The 25,481-nt window shown below is 56.7% G+C and carries 28 protein-coding genes; 20 read left to right on the top strand and 8 right to left on the bottom strand.

What is annotated here, in order from left to right:
- Nucleotides 1–105: 105 nt before the first annotated feature.
- Together parC and PSQ90_RS01160 are read left to right on the top strand one after the other, a co-directional pair.
- Nucleotides 106–2,385, top strand: a complete 2,280-nt coding sequence (parC, locus tag PSQ90_RS01165) for a DNA topoisomerase IV subunit A (protein WP_282211613.1) — start codon at nucleotides 106–108, stop codon at nucleotides 2,383–2,385.
- A gap of 5 nt (nucleotides 2,386–2,390) precedes the next feature.
- Nucleotides 2,391–2,699: a Dabb family protein gene (locus tag PSQ90_RS01160; RefSeq protein WP_282211612.1), complete on the top strand. Its 309-nt coding sequence runs from the start codon at nucleotides 2,391–2,393 to the stop codon at nucleotides 2,697–2,699.
- On the opposite strand, the gene PSQ90_RS01155 is transcribed toward PSQ90_RS01160, so the two are convergent.
- The 4 genes from PSQ90_RS01155 to hemB form a co-directional block, all read right to left on the bottom strand.
- Nucleotides 2,696–3,700: an endonuclease/exonuclease/phosphatase family protein gene (locus tag PSQ90_RS01155; RefSeq protein WP_282211611.1), complete on the bottom strand. Its 1,005-nt coding sequence runs from the start codon at nucleotides 3,698–3,700 to the stop codon at nucleotides 2,696–2,698. The two genes, PSQ90_RS01160 and PSQ90_RS01155, sit on opposite strands and share 4 nt — an antisense overlap.
- Nucleotides 3,701–3,765: 65 nt before the next feature.
- Complete coding sequence (locus PSQ90_RS01150) at nucleotides 3,766–4,494, bottom strand: arginyltransferase (protein ID WP_282211610.1); 729 nt, start codon at nucleotides 4,492–4,494, stop codon at nucleotides 3,766–3,768.
- 59 nt (nucleotides 4,495–4,553) lie between these two features.
- On the bottom strand, nucleotides 4,554–5,072 hold the full coding sequence (locus PSQ90_RS01145; protein WP_282211609.1) for an RDD family protein: 519 nt from the start codon (nucleotides 5,070–5,072) through the stop codon (nucleotides 4,554–4,556).
- Nucleotides 5,073–5,152: 80 nt separating this feature from the next.
- Nucleotides 5,153–6,166, bottom strand: coding sequence for a porphobilinogen synthase (gene hemB, locus PSQ90_RS01140; RefSeq protein WP_282211608.1), 1,014 nt, complete (start codon nucleotides 6,164–6,166; stop codon nucleotides 5,153–5,155).
- A gap of 100 nt (nucleotides 6,167–6,266) precedes the next feature.
- Between hemB and PSQ90_RS01135 the strand changes: the two genes are divergently transcribed.
- The 8 genes from PSQ90_RS01135 (at nucleotide 6,267) to PSQ90_RS01100 (ending at nucleotide 12,961) form a co-directional block, all read left to right on the top strand.
- Nucleotides 6,267–6,656, top strand: coding sequence for a hypothetical protein (locus PSQ90_RS01135; RefSeq protein ID WP_282211607.1), 390 nt, complete (start codon nucleotides 6,267–6,269; stop codon nucleotides 6,654–6,656).
- A 211-nt stretch (nucleotides 6,657–6,867) separates the two neighbouring features.
- Nucleotides 6,868–7,377: a transcriptional regulator LdtR gene (gene ldtR / locus PSQ90_RS01130; RefSeq protein WP_282211606.1), complete on the top strand. Its 510-nt coding sequence runs from the start codon at nucleotides 6,868–6,870 to the stop codon at nucleotides 7,375–7,377.
- 309 nt (nucleotides 7,378–7,686) lie between these two features.
- Nucleotides 7,687–8,889, top strand: a complete 1,203-nt coding sequence (locus tag PSQ90_RS01125; RefSeq protein WP_282212964.1) for a L,D-transpeptidase family protein — start codon at nucleotides 7,687–7,689, stop codon at nucleotides 8,887–8,889.
- A gap of 173 nt (nucleotides 8,890–9,062) precedes the next feature.
- On the top strand, nucleotides 9,063–9,239 hold the full coding sequence (locus PSQ90_RS01120) for a DUF6898 family protein (RefSeq protein WP_407648148.1): 177 nt from the start codon (nucleotides 9,063–9,065) through the stop codon (nucleotides 9,237–9,239).
- Between the two features lie 196 nt (nucleotides 9,240–9,435).
- Nucleotides 9,436–10,743 (top strand): serine hydroxymethyltransferase, encoded by a 1,308-nt coding sequence (gene glyA, locus PSQ90_RS01115; protein ID WP_282211604.1) that lies wholly within the window; start codon nucleotides 9,436–9,438, stop codon nucleotides 10,741–10,743.
- 9 nt (nucleotides 10,744–10,752) lie between these two features.
- Complete coding sequence (nrdR, locus tag PSQ90_RS01110) at nucleotides 10,753–11,235, top strand: transcriptional regulator NrdR (protein ID WP_282211603.1); 483 nt, start codon at nucleotides 10,753–10,755, stop codon at nucleotides 11,233–11,235.
- Nucleotides 11,232–12,335, top strand: coding sequence for a bifunctional diaminohydroxyphosphoribosylaminopyrimidine deaminase/5-amino-6-(5-phosphoribosylamino)uracil reductase RibD (gene ribD, locus PSQ90_RS01105; protein ID WP_282211602.1), 1,104 nt, complete (start codon nucleotides 11,232–11,234; stop codon nucleotides 12,333–12,335). Before nrdR ends, ribD begins: the two co-directional genes overlap by 4 nt.
- 2 nt (nucleotides 12,336–12,337) lie before the next feature.
- On the top strand, nucleotides 12,338–12,961 hold the full coding sequence (locus PSQ90_RS01100; RefSeq protein WP_282211601.1) for a riboflavin synthase: 624 nt from the start codon (nucleotides 12,338–12,340) through the stop codon (nucleotides 12,959–12,961).
- Nucleotides 12,962–12,969: 8 nt separating this feature from the next.
- On the opposite strand, the gene PSQ90_RS01095 is transcribed toward PSQ90_RS01100, so the two are convergent.
- Nucleotides 12,970–14,190 (bottom strand): PQQ-dependent sugar dehydrogenase, encoded by a 1,221-nt coding sequence (locus PSQ90_RS01095; protein ID WP_407648147.1) that lies wholly within the window; start codon nucleotides 14,188–14,190, stop codon nucleotides 12,970–12,972.
- A gap of 210 nt (nucleotides 14,191–14,400) precedes the next feature.
- Here PSQ90_RS01095 and PSQ90_RS01090 point away from each other — a divergent pair, with 210 nt between their 5' ends.
- The 3 genes from PSQ90_RS01090 (at nucleotide 14,401) to nusB (ending at nucleotide 16,416) form a co-directional block, all read left to right on the top strand.
- The gene (locus PSQ90_RS01090) at nucleotides 14,401–15,225 is read left to right on the top strand and encodes an oxidoreductase (protein ID WP_282211600.1); all 825 of its coding nucleotides are present in this window, start codon (nucleotides 14,401–14,403) and stop codon (nucleotides 15,223–15,225) included.
- A 220-nt stretch (nucleotides 15,226–15,445) separates the two neighbouring features.
- Complete coding sequence (locus PSQ90_RS01085; RefSeq protein ID WP_282211599.1) at nucleotides 15,446–15,925, top strand: 6,7-dimethyl-8-ribityllumazine synthase; 480 nt, start codon at nucleotides 15,446–15,448, stop codon at nucleotides 15,923–15,925.
- On the top strand, nucleotides 15,922–16,416 hold the full coding sequence (nusB, locus tag PSQ90_RS01080; protein ID WP_282211598.1) for a transcription antitermination factor NusB: 495 nt from the start codon (nucleotides 15,922–15,924) through the stop codon (nucleotides 16,414–16,416). The genes PSQ90_RS01085 and nusB overlap by 4 nt, the downstream gene beginning before the upstream one ends.
- A gap of 56 nt (nucleotides 16,417–16,472) precedes the next feature.
- Here nusB and PSQ90_RS01075 read toward each other — a convergent pair whose 3' ends face one another.
- On the bottom strand, nucleotides 16,473–16,922 hold the full coding sequence (locus PSQ90_RS01075; RefSeq protein ID WP_282211597.1) for an outer membrane protein assembly factor BamE: 450 nt from the start codon (nucleotides 16,920–16,922) through the stop codon (nucleotides 16,473–16,475).
- Between the two features lie 168 nt (nucleotides 16,923–17,090).
- Between PSQ90_RS01075 and PSQ90_RS01070 the strand changes: the two genes are divergently transcribed.
- The 6 genes from PSQ90_RS01070 (at nucleotide 17,091) to PSQ90_RS01045 (ending at nucleotide 21,316) form a co-directional block, all read left to right on the top strand.
- A complete protein-coding gene (locus tag PSQ90_RS01070; protein ID WP_282211596.1) occupies nucleotides 17,091–17,618 on the top strand; it encodes a ubiquinol-cytochrome C chaperone family protein in 528 nt (175 codons plus the stop codon).
- Nucleotides 17,615–18,163: a YceD family protein gene (locus PSQ90_RS01065; protein WP_282211595.1), complete on the top strand. Its 549-nt coding sequence runs from the start codon at nucleotides 17,615–17,617 to the stop codon at nucleotides 18,161–18,163. The genes PSQ90_RS01070 and PSQ90_RS01065 overlap by 4 nt, the downstream gene beginning before the upstream one ends.
- A 97-nt stretch (nucleotides 18,164–18,260) precedes the next feature.
- Complete coding sequence (gene plsX, locus PSQ90_RS01060) at nucleotides 18,261–19,331, top strand: phosphate acyltransferase PlsX (RefSeq protein WP_282211594.1); 1,071 nt, start codon at nucleotides 18,261–18,263, stop codon at nucleotides 19,329–19,331.
- 2 nt (nucleotides 19,332–19,333) lie between these two features.
- Nucleotides 19,334–20,290 (top strand): beta-ketoacyl-ACP synthase III, encoded by a 957-nt coding sequence (locus PSQ90_RS01055; protein WP_282212962.1) that lies wholly within the window; start codon nucleotides 19,334–19,336, stop codon nucleotides 20,288–20,290.
- 229 nt (nucleotides 20,291–20,519) lie between these two features.
- A complete protein-coding gene (locus tag PSQ90_RS01050) occupies nucleotides 20,520–20,831 on the top strand; it encodes an integration host factor subunit alpha (RefSeq protein ID WP_282211593.1) in 312 nt (103 codons plus the stop codon).
- Between the two features lie 11 nt (nucleotides 20,832–20,842).
- On the top strand, nucleotides 20,843–21,316 hold the full coding sequence (locus PSQ90_RS01045; protein ID WP_407648146.1) for a MerR family transcriptional regulator: 474 nt from the start codon (nucleotides 20,843–20,845) through the stop codon (nucleotides 21,314–21,316).
- Between the two features lie 23 nt (nucleotides 21,317–21,339).
- Here PSQ90_RS01045 and glpK read toward each other — a convergent pair whose 3' ends face one another.
- Together glpK and glpD are read right to left on the bottom strand one after the other, a co-directional pair.
- On the bottom strand, nucleotides 21,340–22,827 hold the full coding sequence (gene glpK, locus PSQ90_RS01040; protein ID WP_282211591.1) for a glycerol kinase GlpK: 1,488 nt from the start codon (nucleotides 22,825–22,827) through the stop codon (nucleotides 21,340–21,342).
- Nucleotides 22,828–22,846: 19 nt separating this feature from the next.
- Nucleotides 22,847–24,349 carry a glycerol-3-phosphate dehydrogenase gene (gene glpD / locus PSQ90_RS01035; RefSeq protein WP_282211590.1) on the bottom strand — a complete coding sequence of 501 codons (1,503 nt, stop codon included), beginning with the start codon at nucleotides 24,347–24,349 and terminating at the stop codon, nucleotides 22,847–22,849.
- Between the two features lie 193 nt (nucleotides 24,350–24,542).
- Here glpD and PSQ90_RS01030 point away from each other — a divergent pair, with 193 nt between their 5' ends.
- Nucleotides 24,543–25,478 (top strand): AEC family transporter, encoded by a 936-nt coding sequence (locus tag PSQ90_RS01030; RefSeq protein ID WP_282211589.1) that lies wholly within the window; start codon nucleotides 24,543–24,545, stop codon nucleotides 25,476–25,478.
- The last annotated feature ends 3 nt before the right edge of the window (nucleotides 25,479–25,481 follow it).

The following is a 25,481-nucleotide window of genomic DNA, read 5'->3' as shown; positions in this document are numbered from 1 at the left end:
CCACAAATAGACGGGTAAAACTGGCCAAACCGGCTGCGTTTCCTGCGATTTTTGTGCCAAGTCGCTATAGTGGCTTCCTGATTCGTTCTCGTGGAAACCTCCTTAATGGCCGATAACGCAACCCTTCCTCCCGCCGACGATCAGCGCGTCGTCGATTTGCGCCGGGCGCTGGAAGAGCGGTATTTGAGCTATGCACTCTCCACCATAACCCAGCGCGCCCTGCCAGACGCCCGCGATGGGTTAAAGCCCGTGCATCGGCGAATCATTCACGCCATGCGCCTGCTCAAGCTTGATCCCAATCAGGGCTATAAAAAGTCGGCCCGTATCGTCGGCGACGTCATCGGCAAGTTTCACCCGCACGGAGATCAGTCCATCTACGACGCGCTGGTGCGTCTGGCGCAGGACTTTGCGCTGCGCTATCCGCTCGTGGATGGGCAGGGAAATTTCGGCAATATCGACGGCGATAATGCTGCTGCCATGCGTTATACTGAAAGCCGCATGACCGATGTGGCGACCCGGCTGCTTGAGGGCATCACTGAAGACGCCATTGATTTCAAGGCCACCTACGATGGCGAAGACGAAGAACCCGTCGTTCTGCCGTCAAATTTCCCCAATCTCCTCGCCAATGGGTCCACCGGCATTGCCGTCGGCATGGCAACATCCATTCCGCCACATAACGTCGCTGAACTCTGCAATGCCGCGCTAAAGCTCATCAATAATCCCAAGGCCGAAATCGAAGACCTCATTCATGAGGATCTCACGACTCCTTCTCATCAGGATGATCTGGTGCGCGGCCCCGATTTCCCCACCGGCGGGGTGATGGTTGAAAGCCGTGAGGCAATGATCAATGCCTATAAGACCGGCCGTGGTTCGTTCCGCGTACGGGCGAAGTGGGAGGTCGAGGAAACCGGACGAGGCGTTTATCTCATCGTCGTCACAGAAATTCCCTACGGTATCCAGAAGTCGCGATTGGTCGAAAAGATCGCTGAACTGCTGCTCGCCAAAAAACTGCCTTTGCTCAAGGACGTACGCGACGAAAGCTCTGACGATATCCGGCTGGTGCTCGAACCACGCTCGCGCACCGTCGATGCAACAATCCTGATGGAGCAATTGTTCAAGACTTCCGATCTTGAAACGCGTTTCTCGCTTAATCTCAATGTGCTGGACAAGGGCGCTGTGCCCAAGGTCATGAGTCTGGCTCAGGCACTAAAGGCCTGGCTTGAGCACCGCAAGGAAGTCCTGGTCCGCCGCTCCAGTTTCCGCCTCGGCCAGATTGCCCACCGCCTCGAGGTTCTTGGCGGGTACATCATTGCCTATCTTAATCTTGACGAGGTCATCCGCATCATTCGCGAGGAGGATGATGCCAAGGTCAGCCTGATGGCGACCTTTGAATTGTCCGACGTGCAAGCCGAAGCCATCCTTAATATGCGTCTTCGGTCCCTGCGCAAGCTCGAGGAAATCGAGTTGCGCAAGGAACACGGTAATCTGACCGAAGAGCAGAAACACATTGAAACGCTGCTCGGCTCGGAAAAGCGCCAATGGGGCGTGATCTCCACGCAAATTACCGAGTTGAAGGCCGACTACGGCAAGCAGACCCCCTTGGGTGCTCGCCGCACAATGCTGGCCACAGCGCCCGATACCAATCTGGCCGAGATCACCGAAGCCTTTATCGAGCGCGAGCCAATCACGATCATTCTCTCGCAAAAGGGCTGGATCCGCGCGCTCAAGGGCCACACGACCGAGGTTGACGAAAAAGGCTTCAAGGCTGGCGATAGTCTCAAGCTTTCGCTGCACGCCGAAACCACCGACAAACTGCTGATGCTGACCACCGGGGGCAAGGTCTATACCATTGGCGGCGACAAATTGCCGGGCGGGCGCGGGCAGGGTGAGCCGGTTCGCATCATGGTCGACATTGAAGAAGGTCAGGACATCGTCGATATCGTCCTTTATCGGCCCGGAGCCAAGCGCATCATTTCATCGTCCGCCGGATATGGTTTTGTCGTGGCCGAGGATGACATGATCGCCAATACTCGCAAGGGCAAGCAGATCCTCAATGTTGCCGCACCCGCTGAAGCCAGCCTGATGGTGCCCGTTAACGGCGACCGCGTCGCTGTCATCGGGCAGAACCGCAAGCTTCTGGTCTTCTCACTGGCCCAGCTGGCCACCATGAGCCGCGGCAAGGGCGTCCGCCTGCAGCGCTACAAGGATGGCGGCATTTCCGACATTAAGACGTTCTTTGCTGCCGATGGTCTGACCTGGACCAACAGCTCAGGCCGCACTTTCTCCAAACCGATGGAAGAGCTGACCGAGTGGCTTGGCGACCGCGCCGCCGCCGGACGTCAGCCGCCCAACGGCTTCCCCCGCAATAACAAATTTATTGGATAAGTTTCATGATCCGGCATTGCGTTTTCGTCAAATTCCGTTCTGATGTCGATCAGGCTGCACGCGATGCGATTTTTGTCGAAGTCGCGGCGCTCAAGGATGCAGTCGAAGGCATGGTCAATTGCCATATTGGCAGCAATGTCAGCCCTGAGGGCTTGGGGCGCGGCTTCGCTCACGGTTTTACGATGGATTTCAAGGATGCCGCCGCCCGCGACGCCTACCTGGTCGCCCCTGTCCATAAGGCCGCTGCCATCAATCTCGTTGCAGCGCTCGAAGGCGGCGCCGACGGCGTTATGGTGTTTGATCTTGAGGTTTAAAGCGTCGTCGGTTGCACTGAAAATCTGAACACGACCGGTAGGTGGTCGCTGGCCGTGCGTTGGCCTGCCTTGAGTGAATGCACCACAATGCCATTGCGCGTCAGGACTTGGTCCAGCGGCAGAAACGGGATCGTGTCGCGCCAGGCACCCAGATAAAACCAGCGTAATGGATAGGTCACGAGATTGAGTGTCTGCCGGGTAAAACCATTGGCATCGATAAAATTGCGCAGCGCGTAGGCCCAGGGGGCTGAATTGAAGTCCCCCGCCAGAACCAGCGGTCCTTCCACCAGCTTTACGGCCGCACTAAGTCGATCCAGCTCTTCGCGTTGACGGGCAATTGGCAACGGCCAGTCCATGTGTGTGGTCATCACTGTAAATGCAGTGCCATCGGCGAGGGTGAACTTAGCCGTAATGTGCGCTGTTCTGCGCGTCACATAGGCATTGTCAGGGCAATTGCCATCAAGAACCTGCTCAAACTTGAACTTTGAATAGAGCGCAATATTGGCGCGCTTTCCTCCCCGGCATCGGACGGAATAGGGGTAAGTTGGCTTCAGCAACGGGTCGAGATCACTGGCCTGTTCGCCAAAATATTCCTGCAACACGATAATATCCGGCTTTTCGGCCAGAATCGCCGCCAGCACTTCCTTCATTTTGTAATTCAGGCCGAACAGATTGTGCGTCATCATCGTTATGACGGGCCGGTCACTGGGTTCGGCAGGTCTGTCGCGAGCCCCTGCCAGATATTCAGGCACCAGAATACTTCCAGACGCAACCAATCCCAATCCCACGATACCAACAGCCACCAATCGCCGCCGCCCGCGCAACAGAACAGCAATCACAACCAAGCCAACCAGCGTTGCCGGCAGCAAGAATATTTGCCCATGGTTGAACAGATCGAACGCTGGCACGGCAAATCCGAAAAAGGCGAGGATTGCAACCAGTCCGGCGCCCAGCCCGCCTGCCAACAGGCCAAGGCGAAACAGTTTTGCTATCAAAGACATGAAAATCCTGAATTCAAACGCTGATATGACGTGTCCGCCGATTCTGCGTTTCACTCAAGCTTAGCTTACCGCAATGGCTGCCAACCACTGGACCCCGATTGCACCTCGAGGGGAGTAAATTGAGCCTTGTAGGCCATTTTTGGCGACCCCTTGACCCAATAACCGAGATAAACATAGCGCAATCCGGCAGCCCGCGTTTGCGCGACATGGTCAAGAATCAAAAAATTCCCGAGCCCCCGGTGCTGCAGGTCGGGATCGTAAAAACTGTAAACCATCGACAATCCGTCCGGCATGATGTCGGTCAATGCCACCGCTACCAGCCGCTGTCCCGGGTCGTCCGCCAATCGATATTCCACCACCGCCGACTGAACCGGGGTGTCTTCCACCATATATTCGTAGTCCGCATACGACATCTGGGTCATGCCGCCGCCTTCGTGGCGGGTCTCGAGATAGCGTTTGAACAAATCATATTGCTCGCTACTCGCAACTGGTGGACAGCTCGTCACGGCAATGTCAGCATTGGACTTGAGAACGCGGCGAAACCGGGACGAGGGTGAAAAATCATTGGCAACAATGCGCACTGACTTGCACTCATTGCAGCCCTCGCAGGCGGGCCGATAGATCAGGTTCTGGCTACGGCGAAATCCGTTTTCGCTGAGCAAGTGATGCAGCGCCGAAGCGCGACGACCTGTCAAATGCGTGAATAACTTCCTCTCCCGCCGATCGGGCAGGTAGGGGCAGGGCATGGATGCTGTCATGAACAGCTGGGTATTTTCTGGTGTCTGGTCCGTCATCGAGAGCCCTGTTCCGCCCATCGGTACAGCTTAATACCGCGCACGACCGCGCGCAATAATCAATAGGGTGAGTCGCTGGCGTGGCTGCGTTCCCAGTGGCGGGCCATGGGCGAGCGGCGCAACATCAATGTTCCTACGATCAGGTCATGGATCATCTGCTGACGCGGCGTAAACAGCGCAAACAGCAACGATATCGGCCACGATATCCAAACGGTAACCCAAAATACCAGCGCATGAATAATCGCCAGCCACCCGTCGAGCGGCTGCCCGCGCGTCGGCGTCAAAACGATATCCATCATTTGCATGCCAATCGTCGCTCGCTTGAACGAGCCAAGCGTTGCGCCATAGTACACCACGACCGAGGCCGGAATCACCAAAATCAAGGCGCCCCAGGCCAGCCCAAAGGTCAAAAACCCGGCAATGACACCCACGATGGTAATGATGGTGATCAACGCGGAAATAATAAACAGATCAATGACATAAGCGGTACCCCGCCGCAGCAGTAGCCCTTCGAACAGCTCAGGGGCCGTTGAGGGATCTGGAAGCTCGGGGCGCATGTTTGTGTCGGTTGTGCTCATGACCAATAGATTTGCACGATTAAAGTCCGGTGCAAGAGCAAATATCAAATTTTGCGTCAAATCCGGGCCGTCGGCGCGGCCTATTCGTTCAACAACCGCGCAGCTTCAAGCGCAAAATAGGTCAATACGCCATTGCAGCCCGCGCGTTTGAACGCATAAAGGCTCTCTATCATTGCCGCCTGACGGTCAAAACTCCCCGCGGCGCTGGCAAATTCGATCATCGCGTATTCCCCCGACACTTGATAGGCATATATCGGCACGTTGAAATTGACCCTGGCGCGCCGGACGATATCTAGATACGGCAGGCCGGGCTTGACCATAATGCTGTCTGCCCCCTCATCGAGATCCTGCGCGATCTCGCGCATCGCCTCGTCTGAATTGGCATAATCCATCTGGTAAGTGCGCTTGTCGCCCTTTAGCCGCTCCCCGGTGCCCACCGCCTCGCGGAAGGGTCCATAATAGCATGACGCGTATTTGGCCGCGTAGGACATGATCTGCACATGCTCAAACCCGTTCTGGTCCAGTGCCTGCCGAATGGCAAAAACCCGACCATCCATCATGTCTGACGGTGCAATAATGTCCGCGCCGGCCTTCGCCTGCACCAGGGCAGACTGCACCATGACCGATATGGTTTCGTCATTGAGGATTTGGCCGTCTAGAACCAATCCGTCTTGCCCATCGCTCGAATATTCATCCAGCGCCACATCGGCAATCAAACCGATTTCAGGCACGGCACTCTTGATAGCTGTAAGCGCCCGGCACATCAGATTGTCCGGATTGAACGCTTCATCGCCCCCTTCGCTGCGCAAGTGATCAGGCGTGTTGGGAAATAGCGCCAGCGCCGGGATGCCTGCATTACGCGCCGCCTTGGCCGCTTCCACTGCAAGATCGACACTCAACCGCTCGACGCCCGGCATGGTCTTTATGCCCGTGCGCTCATTGTGCCCCTCAATGACAAACATCGGCCAGATCAGGTCGGCGGACGAAAGATGGGTTTCCCGGACCATGGCGCGGCTCCAGGCCGTGGCGCGGGGGCGCCGCAACCGGCGTCCACCCAAAAATTCCATGTCCGACTTGGCCCGATCCGCTGCCATCTCATTCTCCTGTCGTTCCTGACGCGATGTCTATCAGCCAATAGTGGGCGAGCCTATAGCCCCGCTTGTCGCAGCGCTTGCCGCCCGCTAGAGATACATCATGGATTTTACCGCACCTTATATCGGCCCTTACGTCCGCGTCGTCGCTCTGCTCAGTCTACTTCTCGGCCTCAATGATGCCAGCCGCCTGCTGGGCGTCCAGCTGGGGCCGATCAGCCCGGTTGCCGAATTTGGTGTCCAGGGCTTCATCCTGCTGGGCATATTCGCTCTATGCCGTCTGTTCGCAGCGGTTGGACTTTGGATCAATGCCAGCTGGGGCGCCGTTATGCTGGTAGGCGCAACCGTCGCCGAACTGATCCTTTATGTGACCGGCAACGAGGCAGTGCAAATGTCCGCCCTCGGCTTTGCCGTCCGCCTTGTTCTGTTGGTCAGTATCATCGTCATCTTTGGCCTGGGCGTCCGCCATCGCCGCGCTCGGGCACACGACTAACCGCAGAATGGTAAACGATTTCGCCATCGTTCACACCGCGTTTAGGTTACAATTGTCTGACACTGTGTAACCTTTCATAAAGCCAAATTCGCGAACTTTTTCAGTAAGATAGTTTTAAGTGTGCTGCTTAGGGCGATCTTAGGTGGCGTGCCCTAGTTTAGCCCTACGAGACGCGATCAATCGCGCAGTACGAAAACAGTGTGAGGCACAAATGGCAGTCAAATCCAACGTCGCCGAGGCAATGGTTCCCGGCACTACCCAGAGCCTGAAACCGCTCTATCTAGAAGCCGTGTCGCGGGTTGAGCGCCTGCACCGCCGCTTGCTCGATCTGATCAAGGACGAGTTCGACCGCATGGGCTGGGACGATATCAATCCTGTCCAGGCCCTTTTGATGTTCAACATTGGCGATGCCGAGCTAACCGCAGGTGAACTGCGCTCACGCGGCTACTATCTTGGCTCGAACGTTTCCTACAATCTCAAAAAGCTGGTCGACACAGGCTATATCTTTCAGGAACGCTCACGCTCGGATCGCCGTTCGGTCCGCATCAAGCTGACACCCAAGGGCGAAGAAGTCGCTGAAGTAATTGACGAATTGTATGATCGTCATTTGAAATCCATCGACAAGGTCGGCGGTCTTGGCGACGATGCCTTCGGCGATCTCAATAAATCGCTTGCACGCCTCGAGCGCTTTTGGGTCGATCAGATCCTCTACAAGCTCTAAGCAACGCCTCCGCGGCTGTTGCGCTTGAGCCACATCACATTGTTAAACGTCGGCCTTGCGCCGGCGTTTCTTATTTGTGCCGCAAATCAGTCCAAATAGCTGCCAATGTGTGGTTTAGAAAACATTTCCGGATATATTCCGCCGAATTGACTTCGGCTCCGTAGTTCACGGCTGGTTTACTGCCGTTGTGACCGGGAGGGACGGTTGATAGAACGCGCTATGCGAAGGTAGCGAGATTTGGGTGAACTGATGCGGCTCGACAGAAGAAATTTACTCCGGACAATGGCAGTTGCGGGGGCCTCGTTGGCTATGCCTGCCGTGTTGCGCGCCAATGCCACCGAGTCGTTGGCCGACATTTTCTCTCGTGATCGCGTTCTGCGCGGGGGCGAGGATGTGGAGGCGACAGCCGAAGCCAAGGCGCTCGTCGATACGCCCGAACCGCTGATGTCCTTTGATACCGCCAATAATCTACAGTTGGCGATTTCTCAGTACGAGCCTTTTGTTGCCGCCGGTGGCTGGGAAGAAATTCCACGTGACGCCTATCGTCTCAAGCTCGGTACCAGCCGCCGCGCCGTTGTTTCGCTAAAGCGCCGTCTGATGGAATCAGGCGATATGCCCACCAGCGCCAAGCTTGATGAAATGGTTGATGTCGATACCGATCGCGCCATTCGTGCTTTTCAGGCCCGCCACGGTCTGATCGTGACCGGTGAAGTGGACGAAGCAACTTTTTATGCCATGTCGGTACCTGCTGCGGACCGCCTCAATCAGCTTTACCTCAATCTACAGCGCGTCCAGCGCCTCGCGCCGAATCTTTCGGATCGCTATGTCGTGGTCAATATTCCTGCGGCGTCCATTGAAGCTGTGGAACTGGGCACCGTTGCCCAGCGCCACACTGCCGTTGTTGGACGCGTTGATCGTGCCACGCCAATTCTCGACAGCAAGATTTATCAGATTAATTTCAATCCCTATTGGCATGTACCCAAGTCGATCATTCGCGCCGATTTGACCAAGTACATGCAGGAAGATCCAGATTATCTAACGAAGTTCCGAATCCACATCTACGACAGCAAAGGTATCGAGGTTGAGCCGACTCAGATCGATTGGACGACCGACGATGCCGTGAACTACATGTTCCGTCAGGAACCCGGCGCCGAAAATTCAATGGGCCACGTGAAGATTAACTTCCACAACAAGTACAATGTGTATCTGCACGACACCCCGTCGAAGTCACTTTTCGGCGAAAATGCTCGTTTTCATTCCTCTGGTTGCGTCCGCGTTAGCGCGGTGAATGAGCTTGTATCGTGGTTGCTTCGTGACAATGGCGGCTGGGATATCAATAACGTCAATGGTGCTTTTGATTCCAATGAGCGGCTCGATGTTGAAATCAAGCAGCCAGTTCCCATTCATACCACCTACATCACGGCTTGGGCTAACCGTTATGGCTCCGTCTCATTCCGTGATGACGTTTATGACTACGATGCCCAAGGCAAGGTGACGTTCGAAGACATCTGATGGACCAGCTGTTTGAACTGCAAAACGCCCCGCATTGTCGGGGCGTTTTTATTGGTGTCTCTCACCTGAGAGGAATCGCGCTATATTACCCCAACGTTCAAATTAATTCATCAGAATCAATGAATTGAGACCGCATCTCGATTCTGATTCAGAACCTTAGGTCAGGAAATGGCGTGACGGGATCCGGAGTGCTTTTCGAGTTTGTTCGGATAGGAGCACAAATGCGCGTTGCTGCCATCCACGAGGCGACCGGAACCGAAGTCATCGTTATCGCGCCCGCGTCCGCCACACAGGCCCAAATGCAGCAACTAGCGCTGGCGAAGCTGCGCAAGAAAATGTCAGCGCCATAAGAGACGTCGTCGAAAACAGTGCGAAAGCACCAGTTGACAGCAACCTCGGCTCCAATCTGCACACCGTGCCAAAGCGCTCCCTGACTGAAAAATTTTGAACCATCAGAATGCTTGGATTGGCGCGCGCAACTATGCTACAGGCAGCGTCGAACCATCCGTCCAGCACAACATCTCGGGGTACCCCCCAGGAGCCAACATGAGCGCCGCCGCGTCCCAACAGCTATTCCCACAGTTTTTCACCGACACTTTGGCGAGTGCCGATCCCGAAATCGCCGCTGCCATCCAGGATGAACTGGGTCGTCAACAGCACGAAATCGAGTTGATCGCGTCGGAAAACATCGTCTCGCGCGCCGTTCTTGAGGCGCAGGGCTCGATCATGACCAACAAATATGCCGAAGGCTATCCTGGCAAACGCTACTATGGCGGCTGCCAATTTGTTGACGTCGCGGAAACCTTGGCCATCGAACGCGCCAAGAAACTGTTCGATGCCGGTTTTGCCAACGTGCAGCCCAACTCGGGCAGCCAGATGAATCAGGCCGTATTTTTGGCGCTGTTGCAGCCCGGCGATACTTTCATGGGTCTTGATCTGAATTCGGGCGGTCACCTGACGCACGGGTCGCCCGTCAACATGAGCGGAAAATGGTTCAACGTCATTTCCTACGGCGTCCGTAAGGACGACCATTTGCTGGACATGGACGAAGTCGCCCGCCTTGCTCGCGAACACAAGCCAAAGCTCATTCTTGCAGGCGGAACCGCCTATTCGCGAACCTGGGACTGGAAACGCTTCCGCGAAATCGCTGATGAAATCGGCGCCTATCTCATGGTCGATATGGCCCATATTGCGGGCCTCGTCGCCGGTGGTGCGCATCCTTCGCCCGTCCCGCATGCACACGTCACAACCACCACGACTCACAAATCCCTGCGCGGCCCGCGCGGCGGCATGATTCTGACCAACGATGAGGCCATCGCCAAAAAGATCAATTCGGCCGTTTTCCCTGGCCTTCAGGGCGGCCCCTTGATGCACGTGATTGCCGCCAAGGCCGTCGCCTTCAAGGAAGCCCTGCAGCCAGAATTCAAGACTTACGCCCAGCAGGTCGTCCGCAACGCTCAGGCGTTAGCCGCCACATTGGTCGAACACGGGCTGGATGTCGTTTCCGGCGGCACCGACAATCACCTTTTGCTTGTTGATCTGCGCAAGAAGAATGCAACTGGCAAGCGGGCAGAGCAGGGGCTCGGCCGCGCCTATATCACTTGCAACAAGAACGGCATTCCCTTCGACCCCGAAAAGCCATTCGTCACCTCAGGTATTCGTCTGGGCACGCCCGCTGGCACCACGCGCGGTTTCGGCGAAGCTGAATATCGCGAAATCGGGCAGTATATCGTGGAAGTCCTTGATGGTCTGCGTGAAGCCAATTCTGACGAAGGCAACGCCGTCGTTGAAGGGGCAGTCCGCGAAAAGGTCAAAGCACTGACCAGCCGCTTCCCCATCTATCCGCAGGCCTAAGGATTTCTCATGCGCTGCCCCTATTGCGGAAATGATGACACGCAGGTCAAGGACAGCCGACCGACCGAAGATTCCGGCGCCATTCGCCGTCGCCGCATTTGCAATGCCTGCGGCGGCCGCTTCACCACATTCGAACGGGTCCAACTCCGCGATCTGACGGTCGTCAAAAAGTCTGGTCGCAAGGTCCCCTTCGACCGCGAAAAACTGTCGCGATCCGTGTTCACCGCGCTGCGCAAACGTTCGGTTGAACCAGAGCGGGTGGAGCGCATGCTGTCGGGTATTGTCCGGCAGCTCGAAAGTCTGGGCGATGTCGAAATCACCTCGGACCAGATCGGCGAGTATGTGATGGAAGGCCTCAAAGGGCTTGATGACGTCGCTTTTGTCCGGTTCGCCTCAGTCTACAAGAATTTTTCCGCCGCCGACGATTTTCGGTCGTTCCTGACCGAACTCGCGCACAATGATGATCGCAACATGCAGGTGGATGACGATTGAACCAGTCATCGGCAGAAGACCTGCGCTGGCTCGATGCGGCCGTTCGCTACGCCACGCCTTTTCGCGGCACCACTGCCGAAAATCCGGTCGTTGCCGCCTTCATTGTTGATCCCGACCAAAAAACACTGCTGTCGCGGGCGATTACTGCGCCCGGAGGTCGTCCTCACGCCGAGCCTCAGGCGCTTGAAGCTGCTGGCGAATTGGCAAGGGGCAAAACGCTCTATGTGACGCTGGAACCCTGCGATCACTGGGGTCGCACGCCTCCTTGCGTTGACGCGATTATCCGCGCAGGCGTCGCCCGCGTCGTCATTGGCACAGGCGACCCTGATTCCCGAACATCGGGAAAAAGCGCCCAGCGATTGGCCGATGCTGGCATCGAAGTCATTCAGGCTAATCACGCCCCGTCACGAAGCCTGCACGAGGGCCACGTCAAACGCCAGTTGCGCGGCCAGCCATTTGTAACCGCCAAATTGGCGGTGTCAGCCGATGGGCGCATTGGCCTGCCCGATTGGGGTAATCTCGCCATCACCGGCGAGCCTGCCCGGCAATGGACCCATATGCAACGCGCTTTTGCCGACGCCGTCCTGATCGGCGCTGCTACCGCCAAAGCCGATGATCCAAAGCTGACGGTCCGCATCAAGGGCCTTGAGCGGAGAACTCCCCTTCGCCTGGTTCTCGTGGGCGCCGGAGGCCTTGATCCAAAGTTGAATCTGATTGCCAGCTTTACCGGCTATCGCGTTGCAATCATTGCAACTCCTGAAGCTGATATCACCGTTCCTGCCTCAATATCCGTGATCCGCGTGCCCGGCGAAAATGGCCGCCCTAACCTTGGCGGCGCGCTGTCGGCGCTGTCCAAAATGGGCATTGTTCATCTATTGGTGGAAGGCGGGGCAAAACTGACCGAAGCGCTGCTTGACGAACATCTGGTGGATCGTTTCGAACTTTTAACCAGCACCATTAAAGTCGGAAAATCGGGCATTCGCGCCACCGATGCCCAGGACATGGAAAAACGGCTGGTCGCAGCGGGAATGAGCGAAGTCGACGTGCATTCGCTGGGCGAGGATATGTTGCACACCTTTGAAAAGCGCGCCAAGGACTAGAAATGTTCACCGGAATTGTTACCGACGTTGGGCGCTTGCTCGAAGCTGAAGACCGCAACGAGGGCCGCCGTTTGCGGATCGGAACCCGCTACGAAGCCACCGGCATTAATCTGGGCGCGTCAATAACCTGCGACGGCATTTGCCTGACAGTAACTGCCAAAGGCAAAGACCAATCCGATTGGTTCGAAGTTTTCGCCGCCACAGAAACTCTTTCCGTCACCCATGTCGGCCAATGGAAAACCGGACGTCGAATTAATCTTGAACGCTCGCTCAAGATCGGCGACGAGTTGGGCGGTCATATCGTTTCAGGTCATATTGATGGCATGGCCGAAATAGTAGACCGGCGCGAAACCAGCGATCAGATAACCTTCAGTTTCACTGTCAGCGACGCGGTCGCCCCCTTCATTGCCAAAAAGGGTAGCGTCGCGCTCAACGGCACCTCGCTCACGGTCAATGATGTCGAAGGTAACCGTTTCAGCATCCATCTCATCCCCTATACGGTGGCCGAAACCTCCTGGGGCGATTATGGCGTCGGCGATCATGTCAACATCGAAGTCGACCCCATGGCGCGCTATGCCGCCCGGTTGTTCGAAACGCTCGGCCAGGTCCAAGCGCTCCCCAAATAAGTGCGGCATCATTGTTGCTCGCGCGACAGGCGAACAATCTGCGATCCCGCACCGCGCACTTCCGTAACGGCATAGACCGCGCCATCCGGCCCGGCTTTGACATCACGGACGCGGGCACCAATCGGTACGCGCTCCTCAAAAGCCACCCGGTCATTTTCGAGGTGCACTACCACCACGGCCTGCGCCACAAGACCACCGATCAGAAAAGCGCCGTTCCACTCGGGAAACTCGTCACCCTCGTAAAATGCCATCCCCGAAGGGGCAATCACCGGGTCCCAATAATAAACCGGCTGCTCGGTTTCAACGCTCGCCGTTATGCCCTCGCCAATCGGAGCGCCACTATATTCAATGCCGTAAGTCACCTCTGGCCAGCCGTAATTCAAACCCGCTTCGGGCATATTGAGCTCATCACCACCCCGCGGCCCATGCTCAACGGTCCATAAACGCCCCTGACCATCCAACGCTGCCGATTGCATGTTGCGGTGCCCAAAACTCCATATTTCGGGCTGCGCGCCATTCTGATCGACAAACGGATTGTCGGGCAGGGCGGCACCCTTTTGGTCAATCCGAAACACCTTGCCCAATCCGCTCCCGATGTCCTGGGCCTGAACTCGAACCTGGGCGTCCGAGCGTTCGCCAACCGTTACGTAAAGCGCGCCCTCGCTGTCGAACACCAAACGCGAGCCAAAATGGTTGCGGCCGTCATAACTCGGCATCTGGCGGAAAATGACGTTAACCTCGTCAAGGCGTGGCGCTCCCGCGTCGTCAATCAGCGTGGCGGAAGCAACCGAAGTGCCGTTGCCATCGCCCCGCTGCTCGGAAAAAGAAAAGAAAATCCGCTTGCTGGCCTCAAAATCGGGCGCGAGTGCCACATCCAGTAAGCCGCCCTGGCCGCTGGCAAGCACCTCAGGAACACCCGCAATCGCGGGCCCAACAGTGCCATCGGGCGAAATCAAGTGCATGGTCCCGGATTTGACCGTCACCAGCATTTGCCCATCAGGCAAAAACTCCATCGCCCAAAGCTGCGGCAATCCGTCGGCCACGATTTCTGCCCTGACAGGCGGCATGGACATCGGCTGGGGTGCGCGGGTCTGGTTGTCGAATTGCGGATTTTGCCCCGGCGCATTGGCAGGCCCGGTCTCGACCGGGCTTCCCTGCGCAAGCGTTGGCGATGCCACGGCAACAGCGAGCAGCAGGGCATTCAATCCGATCATGGCACGATTTTTCATGGTGCGTTCCTCTCCAAAGATCGACGCCCGATACCCGATAACCGTCCCCGCGCGCGCCTAACCACAATAACTAATGGCCGGTGCGGCGCATCGTTCCGACCGGTCGCGATACTTCTCCGTGGCGCGATATGGTAACCTTCTGGCTTGCGGTTTGTGGATGGCGTTGACCATCCAGCGGTATCGGCAAAATCTCGACACAAAGGAGGCACAATGGCAAATCTGAAAGTAGCCCTCGTTACCGGCGCATCGTCGGGCATGGGCAAGGTAATTGCAAAGCAGCTCATCAAGGATGGTCTGAGCGTCATTGTCGCTGCCCGGCGTCTCGAAAAAATGGACGATCTTCAGGCATTGGGCGCTCATCCCATCGCACTCGATATTTCCAACGAACAGAGCATTGCCGCAGCAGTATCCGAAATCAAGACACAGTTCGGTGGTGTGGACATTCTCGTCAACAACGCCGGCTTCGGGCTTTATGGCGCGCTGGAGGACGTGCCGATGGCTGAGGCGCGCTATCAGTTTGAGGTGAACGTATTCGGGTTGGCTGGATTGACCCAGCTTCTTGTGCCCCACATGCGTGAGCGCAAGGCGGGCAAGATCATCAACATTTCCTCCATGGGTGGCAAAGTCTATACCCCGCTAGGGGCCTGGTATCATGCCACCAAGCACGCAATCGAAGGAATGTCAGACTGTTTGCGGCTTGAGCTTTCGCCGTTCGGCATTGACGTGGTGATTGTGGAGCCGGGCCTTATTGAGACCGAGTTCGGCAGTGTCGTGGAAGGTCCGATGTTGAAACACTCGGGCACCGGGCCCTACGCCAATATGGCCACCAGCGTCGCACGGGCAACAGCCAATTCCTATAGGCCCGGCGTCGCCTCATCGCCTCAGATCATTGCCGACATTGTCAGCCTTGCCATCAAGTCGGACCGGCCCAAAACCCGTTACGCGGCGGGCAAGTATGCCAAACTGATGATTGGCGTGCGTAAATGGCTGGGAGACCGAATTTTTGATCGCGTGATATTGAGCGCCGCGCGCTGATCCGCATAGAAGGTTGAGTGAACCGGCTTTGGAAGATATACCCACACCGCCCATTGCGTCCACCAGGACGTGATTGCATGCAGCATCTGCAATAATTGCAGTTTGAAACCCGGTCAAATCGGGTAACAAGGTGCGCAGCAAGTTTATCTCAAGTGCCGAAATGACTGGGGTTTCACCTTCCTCGACCGTCACGGCGACTTTCGCAAGTTAGGACTGATCCATGGCCTCGTCAGGCGCATCCATTTCCATTGAGCCGCGCAGCGCTCAGGGCCAGCGTTTTCTCATTATCGAAGCACGATATTATGCCGACATCGCCAACGAACTGCTCAAAGGCGCCATCGAGGCACTTGAACTGGCTGGCGCTGAACATGACGTCATTACCGTGCCGGGTGCCCTCGAAATCCCCGCCGCCATTGCTATGGCGCTCGAGACCGGCGACTACGACGGCTTTATTGCGCTGGGCACGGTCATTCGCGGTGAAACCACCCACTATGAGATCGTTTCGGGTGAAAGCGCCCGCGCGCTGATGGAAATTTCCGTGGTCGATGCATTGCCGCTGGGTAACGGTATCCTGACGGTCGAAAACGAAGCGCAGGCTTGGGCGCGCGCCCGTGTCAACGAGCAGAACAAGGGCGGTGGTGCTGCCAATGCTGCGCTGGCGATGGCCGCACTCAAGGCGCGATTGGGCGAACAGTCATGACGGACACCCCAAAAAAAGCCCAGGCCTCTGACAAAACCGCCAATCAGCGTGGTGCCGCTCGATTGGCGGCCGTGCAGGCGCTCTATCAGATGGATATTGGCCGGGTATCGCTCGAAGATACACTGACCCAGTTCAGCGCATTTCACCTCGGCCGGGAGATCGAGGGCGAACAATATCTGCCAGCCGACGCCGATTTTTTCCGCCAGATTTTGGCCGGGGTCGCCAAGCATCAGCTCGAAATTGATCCGGCAATCGATAGCGCGTTGGTCGATAGCTGGCCGGTTGAGCGCGTCGACGCTACCCTGCGCGCCATCCTGCGGGCTGCCGCTTTTGAACTGCTGCGCCGCAAGGATATCCCGCCGCGCGTTGTGATCACCGAATATGTCGATATTGCCAAGGCATTCTATGAGGACGACGCGACCGGCATGGTCAATGGCGTTCTCGACAATATGGCCCGCGCCGCTGGTGCCGATTTGGGCGAAGCCAGCTAGGCCCGGACAAGCAAAAGCCCCGGCGACAAACCGGGGCTTCACCAAACTTCAAACGATCAGAACGACTGCAATATCTGGTCGACAAACGAGCGATCTTCACCAAACGATGCGGTGCGGCGGCTCTCGATTGCAATGACCTTGCCATCTTCAAGCGTATAAACGGCCTTGTCGCTAACCTTCTTGTTCTTGTCGAAATACACCGCCAACACGGTGCGTGACTTGATCATTTTAAGGCCGAACGCCGTTTCATCTATTTTGGTCTGCACATAGTAGAAGGCAGACTCGTCACCGAACGTATTGGTCGACTGGGGCGATCCCAAAACCAGCGTCACCAATTCCTGGCTTTGACCTGGACGGACCTGCTTGAGCGCGGATTCGGAGATTTCATACCCTTGGGTACGCTTGGTCACGATCCCACCGCTGCTGGAGCAGGCTGCCAAAACCAGTGCAAGGGCGGTGGCGGTCACGATCGGCGCGACACGCCGGGTCAGAAGCTTCAATGCCATGAATTTGACTTTCCCGATGGCTCTCGACTATAGGCACACTGCGTTGCGCCAAACTTTGCGCACAATACGCGTCGACTGTTTAGCTGCCAACGCACCAATCTGGCAAGTTTTTAAGACCGGTGCTGATAAATGCAAAGTGGCAAACGGTCACGAGTCTGAAAGCAATCGATGATCCTGCCACTGTTTCGCAAAAACGCCCCAAGTGCTGCTGTTTTCGCCATCTACAATGCCATTGTGGCACAATCCCGGCAGCCGCGCTTCTATGCCGAATGGTCCGTACCCGATACCGTCACCGGGCGCTTTGACATGATCTCGTTGCATTTGGCGCTTTTGTTCCGTCGGCTGCGCGGCGAGGGCCCGGAACCCAAGCAATTCAGCCAGAGCGTCTTTGACCTGTTCTTTAAGGATATGGACCGCTCGCTGCGCGAGATGGGAGCAGGGGATCTGGCTGTCCCCAAGAAGATTCAGCAGATGGGCAATATATTCTTTGGCCTGCTGGCCGCGCTCAATCAGGCCATGGATCGCGGCGATGCCGAGGCCGTCGCCGAAGTCTTGGGCCGAAATATTCTTGATGACGCGGCGTCGGCCAACATCAACGAATTGGCCGCCTATTTGATCGAGCAGGATAAATATCTTGCCGCACAATTCGCCCACACTATCATCGACGGTACAATTGCATTTGAGGCTGCCGCGTGACGCAAAAGAGCGAACCCCTGTTTCTTGACGCGGTCGTCCGCATTGAAAAGCTGCATCCGCCAGGGCGCGATGTGACCATCACCACCGCCAACACCCAACTGGATGAGTTGGCAACGGTTCTCAAGATCAATGCCGTCGAGCGCTTCGACGCAACCATGGTTGTGGCGCCCGTTCGTGGCGGCGTGCACGTCACCGGCAGTCTGAACGCTCGTATAGAGCAAACTTCGGTTGTCAGTTTTGAGCCGGTTTTTCAGGACATCAACGAGCCGATTGACCGGGTTTTCATGCCCGGCGCCGACAAGGCTGCCAGCCCTGCGCCGGGTTCCGAGGTTTTTGTCGATCTGGAAGGCGATGTGCCCGACCCGCTTGACGGTCCCGAACTGGACCTGACCAATCTGTTGGTCGAGACCATCGCCTTGGCCATTGATCCCTATCCACGCCAAGCGGGCGAATCGCTTGAAACGCTCGGGGTCGAACTGAATGACGAGGAAAGTTCGCCCTTCGCGAGTCTCAAGGCGCTTAAAGACCCTCCTGGCAAGCAATGAAGGTGTCTCAGCACAGCGTTTGGGCCGGGGGTTGCACAGCCCATGTGATGGGATATGTTGAGCGACGCCCGCATCTTGGGCTGAATAACGGGCGGAAATGATCGAAACCATTAGAATCTCAGTGGACGCCATGGGCGGAGACAACGGCCCACGCGTCGCTCTGCACGGCGCGCTATTGGCCCTGAAAGATCGCAAGAACACCAGTTTTGTCTTTCATGGCCCCTCTGCCACGCTCACACCACTTCTTGATGAATTTCCCGAGTTGAAGCCGGTTTCTACCATCCGCGATTGCGACGTTGTAATCGCGATGGACGAAAAGCCCAGCCAGGCCTTGCGCAAGGGAAGGGGCACGTCTTCCATGTGGAATGCGCTGCAATCGGTCAAGGATGGCGAGGCCGACGTTGCCGTCTCAGGCGGCAATACCGGCGCGTTGATGGCCATGGCAACGATTTGCCTGCGCCCCATCGAAGGCATCTCTCGCCCTGCGATTGCCGCTATCTGGCCAACCTTGCGCTCAAATATCGTGGTTCTGGACGTCGGCGCCACCATTGGTGGTGACGCGCAGCAATTGGTGGATTTTTCAATTCTTGGTACGGCGCTGGCACGCGCCTTGTTTGCTCGGGAAAAGCCCACAGTTGGCTTGCTCAACATCGGCACCGAGGAGGTCAAGGGCCTTGATTCGATCAAGGAGGCTGGAAAGATCCTTGCAGCAGCCTCTGGCGCAGGTTTCACCTATCACGGCTTTGTCGAAGGCGACGATCTGGGCAAGGGAACGGTTGACGTAATCGTCACCGAAGGTTTTGCCGGCAATATCGCCCTTAAGACCGCCGAGGGAACCGCGCGCCAGGTCGGTTCATACTTGCGCACCGCTCTGACTGCCAATTTGATGAGCAAAATCGGCGCGCTGTTTGCCAGCTCTGCCTTGGCGTCGCTGCGCCAACGAATGGACCCGCGCACCGTCAATGGCGGTGTTTTTCTGGGTTTGAACGGCATTGTCATCAAATCGCACGGTGGCACCGATGAAATTGGCTATAAAAGCGCCGTCGATGTGGCCTATGAGATGGCGCGAAGCAAATTGATCGACAAGATTGGTGAAGGCATGCGTCAGTTTCCGATCAGCGCCGTAACCGGCACTACCAGCCACCAGACAGAGGACAAGCCGGCGTGACCATGCGTTCTATAATCCGGGGTACTGGCGGCTATCTTCCCGCCAACTTGGTGACCAATCAAAAACTGTCCGAAACAGTTGATACTTCTGACGAATGGATCGTGCAGCGCACGGGCATCCGGCAACGCTTTATTGCGGCCGATGATGAAGTAACCTCGGATCTGGGCACCCACGCCGCCCGCGAAGCGTTGGCCCGGGCGAATTTGAGCATCGACGATATCGACATTATCATCGTCGCCACAACGACCCCCGATATGACCTATCCGGCGGCAGCAACAATCGTTCAGCAAAAGCTGGGCATGCATCATGGCTTCGCCTTTGATGTTCAGGCCGTCTGCTCGGGCTTCGTCTACGCCATTGCCATAGCCGACAGCCATCTCAAGAACGGCTTGGGCAAGCGGGCGCTGGTTATTGGTGCCGAAACCAATTCGCGTATTCTCGATTGGACCGACAGAACCACCTGTGTTTTGTTCGGCGATGGCGCCGGCGCGGTGGTGCTTGAGCTGGCAGACGAAAGCGATCGCGGCATTCTCGCCACCAGCCTTCGCTCAGATGGTCAGTTCTGGAACAAGCTTTATGTTGATGGCGGCCCCTCATCTACCCAAACTGTCGGTCACGTCAGGATGGAAGGCCGCGAAGTCTTCAAACATGCTGTCGGCATGATATCGGACGTGGTCTACAACACCCTTGATCAATCCGGCCTTACTGTTGCGGATATCGATTGGTTTGTGCCCCATCAGGCCAACAAGCGCATTATTGACGGGGTCGGCCACAAGCTGAATTTGGATCCCGAAAAGGTCGTGGTTACGGTCGACAAACATGCCAATACGTCGGCAGCCTCTGTTCCGCTGGCGCTCAATACCGCTGTCACGGATGGACGGATCAAGCCGGGCGATCTGGTCATGATCGAAGCCATGGGCGGCGGCTTCACTTGGGGAGCCTCGCTCATTCGCTGGTAGCTACATCAGGCGCATTGACCTGTGCGGTTTCAAGGCGTTAGTCTCATTCCATCTGAAACAGTGCGTGTCCGTCGACTTGGCGTTTCGTCAGTTGTACGGGCGGCAGCACAGCAGATGGGGTCGCATAGGTTCCGTTGCGGCGGAATGTTCAAACCGCAAGCCAGAACAATTGTGACCTGCCGAACAGGTCGCAGCAAAATAATTGCCCTTTGGCAGTGTGGGGATGGAGATGGCGCAAAAAACGGTGACGCGGGCGAATTTGGCCGAGGCGGTCTATGGCAGTGTAGGCCTGTCCAGAACCGAATCAGCGGAATTGGTCGAACGCGTTCTGGAATTGATTGGCGACGCGCTGATTAGTGGCGGCAATGTCAAACTTTCCTCATTTGGTTCTTTCCAGGTTCGATCCAAAAATGAACGGATCGGTCGAAATCCCAAAACTGGCGAGGAGGTTCCCATCCTGCCGCGTCAGGTTCTTGTGTTCAAACCCAGCAATGTGTTGAAATCCAAGATCAACAAATCTATGGTTGGGTCTGGAAAATAACACTTTCTCCCATGGGGAGCTTGGTGGAAAAATCACCGGACGCCTTTCGCACGATCTCTGAAGCCGCTGATGAGCTGGATTTGCCGCAACACGTCTTGCGGTTCTGGGAAACGCGCTTTGCCACAATCAAACCGCTGAAGCGGGGCGGGGGTCGACGCTATTATCGCCCTGAAGATGTCATGCTGCTCAAGGGCATCCGGCACTTGCTTTATGATCAGGGCTTCACCATCAAGGGCGTGCAGCGCATCCTCAAGGATCAGGGCAGCCGCTACGTCATCGCCGTTGGCGAAGGCAAATCGATTGATGACATTATGCCATTGCTCGACGCTGCCGAGGACGCGGAAGCTCAGGCATTGCTCGAACAACCTGCCAACGCCCCTTCGGGCGGTCGTGTGTTGGATCAGGAGGATCGCGACAAGCTTTCCTCAGTCCTTAAGGAACTGCTCGATTGCAAGCGTCTGCTGGAACGCGCCCGCGAAAACTAGGGTGCGTAAGGGCGAAAATTCGGTCAGGTCAACAGCGTCCGCCGCATCGCCAGATTCCAGCCGGCAAGCTTGGCAGTCCGCGTTTTCTCATCCATTTTCGATTCAAAGCGCTTGTCCCGCGCCCAGCTGGCGGCAAATTCGGTCTGATCGGGCCATAGTCCCACTGTTGTCCCTGCCAACCAGGCAGCGCCAATTGCCGTGGTTTCAAGAATGGTCGGGCGATCGACCGGTGCGTCCAGAATGTCGGCCAGAAACTGCATAGTCCAATCCGATGCGACCATGCCGCCATCGACCCGCAACACTGTATCGCCGTGCTGATCCCAATCCTTGCGCATCGCGCTCAGCAGGTCGCGCGTTTGATAGCAAACTGCCTCCAGCGCCGCCTTGGCAATTTCGGCGGGCCCAGAATTGCGTGTCAGGCCATAAATGGCGCCGCGCGCCTCCGCATCCCACCATGGCGCGCCAAGCCCGACAAAAGCGGGCACCATATAGACATTCTGGCTCGGATCTGCCTTTCGCGCCAACGGTCCCGTGTCGCTCGCATTCTGCACCAGTTTCAATCCGTCGCGTATCCACTGCACGGCAGCGCCCGCAATAAAAATCGACCCCTCAAGCGCATAGGTGGTTTGCCCGTTCAGCCGATAGGCGATGGTCGTCAGCAGCCGGTTTTGCGAACGAACCAGATCGCTACCGGTATTGAGCACAGCAAAGCAACCGGTGCCGTAAGTCGATTTTAGCATCCCTGGCTCAAAACAGGCTTGGCCAATCGTTGCCGCATGCTGATCGCCCGCAACTCCGCGAATCTTGATTTCCGCACCAAACAATTCGCTATCTGTCGTGCCAAAATCATCGGCGCAATCCTTGACCTGGGGCAACAGATTGGCTGGAATATCGAGGATGCCGAGCAATTCCTCATCCCAGCGATTGTCTTCGATATTGTAAATCATCGTGCGGCAGGCATTGGTGGCGTCGGTCGCGTGAACCTTGCCTTTGGTCAGGCGCCAGATCAGAAAACTGTCAATCGTTCCAAATGCCAGTTCACCTTTCTCAGCCCGGGCGCGCGCACCATCCACATTGTCCAGCAACCATTTGATCTTGGTGCCCGAAAAATAGGGATCCAGCAGCAAACCCGTCTTCTCGGTAAAGATGCTCTCCTTGCCGGCATCGCGCAGCGACGAGCAAAAAGCGCTAGTGCGCCGATCTTGCCAGACAATGGCATTGTGGATGGGGTTGCCGGTTTTACGGTCCCAGATTAGCGTCGTTTCGCGCTGATTGGTAATGCCGATGGCCGCAACGTCCCTGGCCTCAATGTTGGCTTTGCTCAACGCAGTCCGGATTGTTGCGACAACGCTCTGCCAAATTTCCTCGGGGTCGTGCTCAACCCATCCATCGTGCGGAAAAATCTGACGAAATTCCTTCTGCCCAATCCCGACGATTTTGCGATCCGCATCGAAAATGATCGCCCGGCTTGAAGTCGTTCCCTGGTCAATCGCTAGAATATAGCCGCTCATTCTCGCCCCCCTTGCCGTCTTATGCTGCTTTTTTTGACAGATATTTTTCCAGCCGGCCAACATCTTCGGGCTGCACCCGCAAGCCTAGCTTGGTCCGCCGCCAAAGCACATCGGCAGCGTTGCGCGCCCATTCATGCTCGATCAGATAATCGACCTCGCGCGCATAAAGGTCGGCCCCGAAATGTTCGCCGAGGTCAGTAACTTCTTGCGCCTCGCCAAGCAGCACGCGCGCCCGCGTGCCATAAAGTCGCGTCAGTCGGGTCGTGAGTGTTGTCGGCAGCGCCCGATAGTCCTTGTGCAGCCGCCGCGTCTCGGCTTCAAACGCCAACGGTTCAAAATCGCCGCCCGGCAGCTTCGCTTGCTTTGTCCACGCTTTGCGCCGTGCGCCCAGAACGTCTTCAATCCGTTCAAGCACAGACTCGGCCAGCCGACGCGACGTGGTCAGTTTGCCGCCAAATACATTGATGACGGCTCCTTCGGCCGCCGTACCGTCGTTCTTGAGCACATAATCACGTGTCGCTTCCTGAGCTTCGCTTGCCCCGTCATCAAACAGCGGCCGAACGCCTGCGTAGGTCCAAACGATATCCTCCTTGATCACCGGATTGCGAAAATACTCGCTGGCCGCCGCGCAAAGGTAGTTGGTTTCCTGCTCGCTGATCTGAACGTTTCTCGGATCGCCGGTAAAGTCCTGATCGGTGGTCCCAATCAACGTAAAATCATGCTCGTAGGGGATGGCAAAAATGATCCGCCCGTCGCTGTTTTGAAAAATGTAACAGCGATCGTGCTCGAACTGTTTTTTGACCACGATGTGGCTGCCTTTGACCAGCCGCACGTTGCGTGCCCCACTGTTGCCCAGCGTTTCGCCTATGACTTCATCGACCCATGGCCCTGCGGCATTGACGATCAGCTTGGCCCGCACTGTGCTGGTGCTGCCGTCATCCGCTTCCATTTCAACCTGCCACTGCCCATCTCGACGCCGCGCCGATGTAACCCGCGTCTGGGTCCTGATTTCTGCGCCCTTGTCCGCCGCATCCCGCGCATTCAAAACCACAAAACGCGCGTCATCCACCCAACAGTCGGAATATTCAAACCCGAGACGATAACCCGGCTTGAGAGGCTTGCCCGTTTCGTGCGTGCGCAAGTCCAGCGATTTGGTCGGCGGCAATAGTTTGCGACCGCCCATATAGTCATACATGGCCAGCCCGGCACGCAAAACAACGGCTGGGCGCAGTCCCCTGTGATGGGGAAGGACAAATCGCAGCGGCCAGATGATGTGCGGTGCGGACGCCCACAATATCTCGCGCTCCGCCAGTGCTTCATGCACCAGCCGAAACTCATAGTGCTCAAGGTACCGCAGCCCCCCATGCACCAGTTTCGTGGCTGCCGACGAGGTGCCCGAGGCAAGGTCGTTCATTTCGGCCAGCATCACCGAATAGCCGCGCCCCACCGCATCGCGGGCGACGCTCACGCCATTGATTCCACCACCTATGACGAAAACATCGACTGTCGCCGTTTCTGGCATAAATTTCGGTCCCTTGCCTGTGTCACGCGTATTGATTTCGTTTATAGGCGATATGGTTTCGCATGAGAACACTAAACTTTCGGAAACAGATCAACACTTGGAGGCGAGCGGCGCCGACCTTTCTGGTGGCATTGACCGCGGAACGCGGGCAGGGTACGCCCAATCCCACCTTCTCCGGCCCCGGAATCCGGCCATGTTTGCCATCCTTAATGTCATTGCCCCCATTTTCGCGCTGATGGCGCTTGGCTATGGCGCTGTGCGGTTCAAATTCTATCCCCAGGATGGCATCAAGGCGCTGATCGCGTTCGTCAACAATTTCGCCACGCCCTGCCTGCTGTTTCGCTCGATTTTGACCGGCGATTTCCGGGCCGCCTTTAATATTGGCATCATCGGGCCATTTTATCTCGGCGCCTTCGCCTGTTTCATCATTGCGATATTTATCGGCCTGAAACTGTTCCGAAATACTCCCGGGGAAGCGGTATCCGCCGGGTTTGCCGCCACCTTTAGCAACACGGTGCTCATTGGCCTGCCGATCATGCAGCGTGCCTATGGCGATGCTGCCATCCCCATCGTGCTGTCAATCATCGGTATCCACGGTGCGGTTTTGATGACAACCGCCATGATGACGATGGAAATGGCGCGGCGCGACGGCAGCCCGCTCGGCCCCGCAATTTTGGGTGCCCTCAAGCGCATCGGCACCAATCCGTTGATATGGGGCATCGCCGCGGGAATCATCAGCGTTTTTGCCGGGGTAACACTGATTGAACCCGTCGACGCTTTCCTGCGGATCATCTCGCAGGCCGTCGTGCCGGTTGCGCTCTTCGGCATTGGTGGGGCGCTTAATGAATACAGGCTGTCGGAAAGTTGGGCCCAGGCGCTGGTTGCCTCAATCATCAAGCTGATGGTGCATCCCACCATCGCCTACATCCTGATGGTGCCAATCCTGCACATTGATATATCCATTGCCCGCTACGGCATCGTGCTTGCCGCCATGCCTGCGGGGATCAATACCTATGTTTTTGCCACCTACTACAATCGCGGCGTCAATATCGCCGCCAACGCGGTGTTGATCGGCACCATTGCCTCAGCAATCACCGTTTCGTTCTGGCTTTTTGTCTTTTCGCCATAAGCC

Source organism: Devosia rhodophyticola (assembly GCF_028816475.1).
Lineage (GTDB): Bacteria > Pseudomonadota > Alphaproteobacteria > Rhizobiales > Devosiaceae > Devosia > Devosia rhodophyticola.
The sequence above is the reverse complement of the archived record's forward strand: the minus strand, read 5'-3'. Positions and strand labels throughout refer to the sequence as shown.

Bases quoted from the DNA above. Each gene is read 5' to 3' on its own strand.
- PSQ90_RS01100 (WP_282211601.1), top strand. From the start codon at position 12,338: ATGTTCACCGGAATTGTTACCGACGTTGGGCGCTTGCTCGAAGCTGAA.
- parC (WP_282211613.1), top strand. From the start codon at position 106: ATGGCCGATAACGCAACCCTTCCTCCCGCCGACGATCAGCGCGTCGTC.
- PSQ90_RS01145 (WP_282211609.1), bottom strand. From the start codon at position 5,072: ATGAGCACAACCGACACAAACATGCGCCCCGAGCTTCCAGATCCCTCA.
- PSQ90_RS01090 (WP_282211600.1), top strand. From the start codon at position 14,401: ATGGCAAATCTGAAAGTAGCCCTCGTTACCGGCGCATCGTCGGGCATG.
- PSQ90_RS01030 (WP_282211589.1), top strand. From the start codon at position 24,543: ATGTTTGCCATCCTTAATGTCATTGCCCCCATTTTCGCGCTGATGGCG.
- hemB (WP_282211608.1), bottom strand. From the start codon at position 6,166: ATGGCAGCGGATCGGGCCAAGTCGGACATGGAATTTTTGGGTGGACGC.
- PSQ90_RS01155 (WP_282211611.1), bottom strand. From the start codon at position 3,700: ATGTCTTTGATAGCAAAACTGTTTCGCCTTGGCCTGTTGGCAGGCGGG.
- ldtR (WP_282211606.1), top strand. From the start codon at position 6,868: ATGGCAGTCAAATCCAACGTCGCCGAGGCAATGGTTCCCGGCACTACC.
- PSQ90_RS01070 (WP_282211596.1), top strand. From the start codon at position 17,091: ATGATCCTGCCACTGTTTCGCAAAAACGCCCCAAGTGCTGCTGTTTTC.
- PSQ90_RS01085 (WP_282211599.1), top strand. From the start codon at position 15,446: ATGGCCTCGTCAGGCGCATCCATTTCCATTGAGCCGCGCAGCGCTCAG.
- PSQ90_RS01125 (WP_282212964.1), top strand. From the start codon at position 7,687: ATGCCTGCCGTGTTGCGCGCCAATGCCACCGAGTCGTTGGCCGACATT.
- glpD (WP_282211590.1), bottom strand. From the start codon at position 24,349: ATGCCAGAAACGGCGACAGTCGATGTTTTCGTCATAGGTGGTGGAATC.
- nusB (WP_282211598.1), top strand. From the start codon at position 15,922: ATGACGGACACCCCAAAAAAAGCCCAGGCCTCTGACAAAACCGCCAAT.
- PSQ90_RS01135 (WP_282211607.1), top strand. From the start codon at position 6,267: ATGGATTTTACCGCACCTTATATCGGCCCTTACGTCCGCGTCGTCGCT.
- PSQ90_RS01095 (WP_407648147.1), bottom strand. From the start codon at position 14,190: ATGAAAAATCGTGCCATGATCGGATTGAATGCCCTGCTGCTCGCTGTT.
- glpK (WP_282211591.1), bottom strand. From the start codon at position 22,827: ATGAGCGGCTATATTCTAGCGATTGACCAGGGAACGACTTCAAGCCGG.
- plsX (WP_282211594.1), top strand. From the start codon at position 18,261: ATGATCGAAACCATTAGAATCTCAGTGGACGCCATGGGCGGAGACAAC.
- PSQ90_RS01045 (WP_407648146.1), top strand. From the start codon at position 20,843: ATGGGGAGCTTGGTGGAAAAATCACCGGACGCCTTTCGCACGATCTCT.
- glyA (WP_282211604.1), top strand. From the start codon at position 9,436: ATGAGCGCCGCCGCGTCCCAACAGCTATTCCCACAGTTTTTCACCGAC.
- nrdR (WP_282211603.1), top strand. From the start codon at position 10,753: ATGCGCTGCCCCTATTGCGGAAATGATGACACGCAGGTCAAGGACAGC.
- PSQ90_RS01050 (WP_282211593.1), top strand. From the start codon at position 20,520: ATGGCGCAAAAAACGGTGACGCGGGCGAATTTGGCCGAGGCGGTCTAT.
- PSQ90_RS01075 (WP_282211597.1), bottom strand. From the start codon at position 16,922: ATGGCATTGAAGCTTCTGACCCGGCGTGTCGCGCCGATCGTGACCGCC.
- PSQ90_RS01160 (WP_282211612.1), top strand. From the start codon at position 2,391: ATGATCCGGCATTGCGTTTTCGTCAAATTCCGTTCTGATGTCGATCAG.
- PSQ90_RS01150 (WP_282211610.1), bottom strand. From the start codon at position 4,494: ATGACGGACCAGACACCAGAAAATACCCAGCTGTTCATGACAGCATCC.
- PSQ90_RS01055 (WP_282212962.1), top strand. From the start codon at position 19,334: ATGCGTTCTATAATCCGGGGTACTGGCGGCTATCTTCCCGCCAACTTG.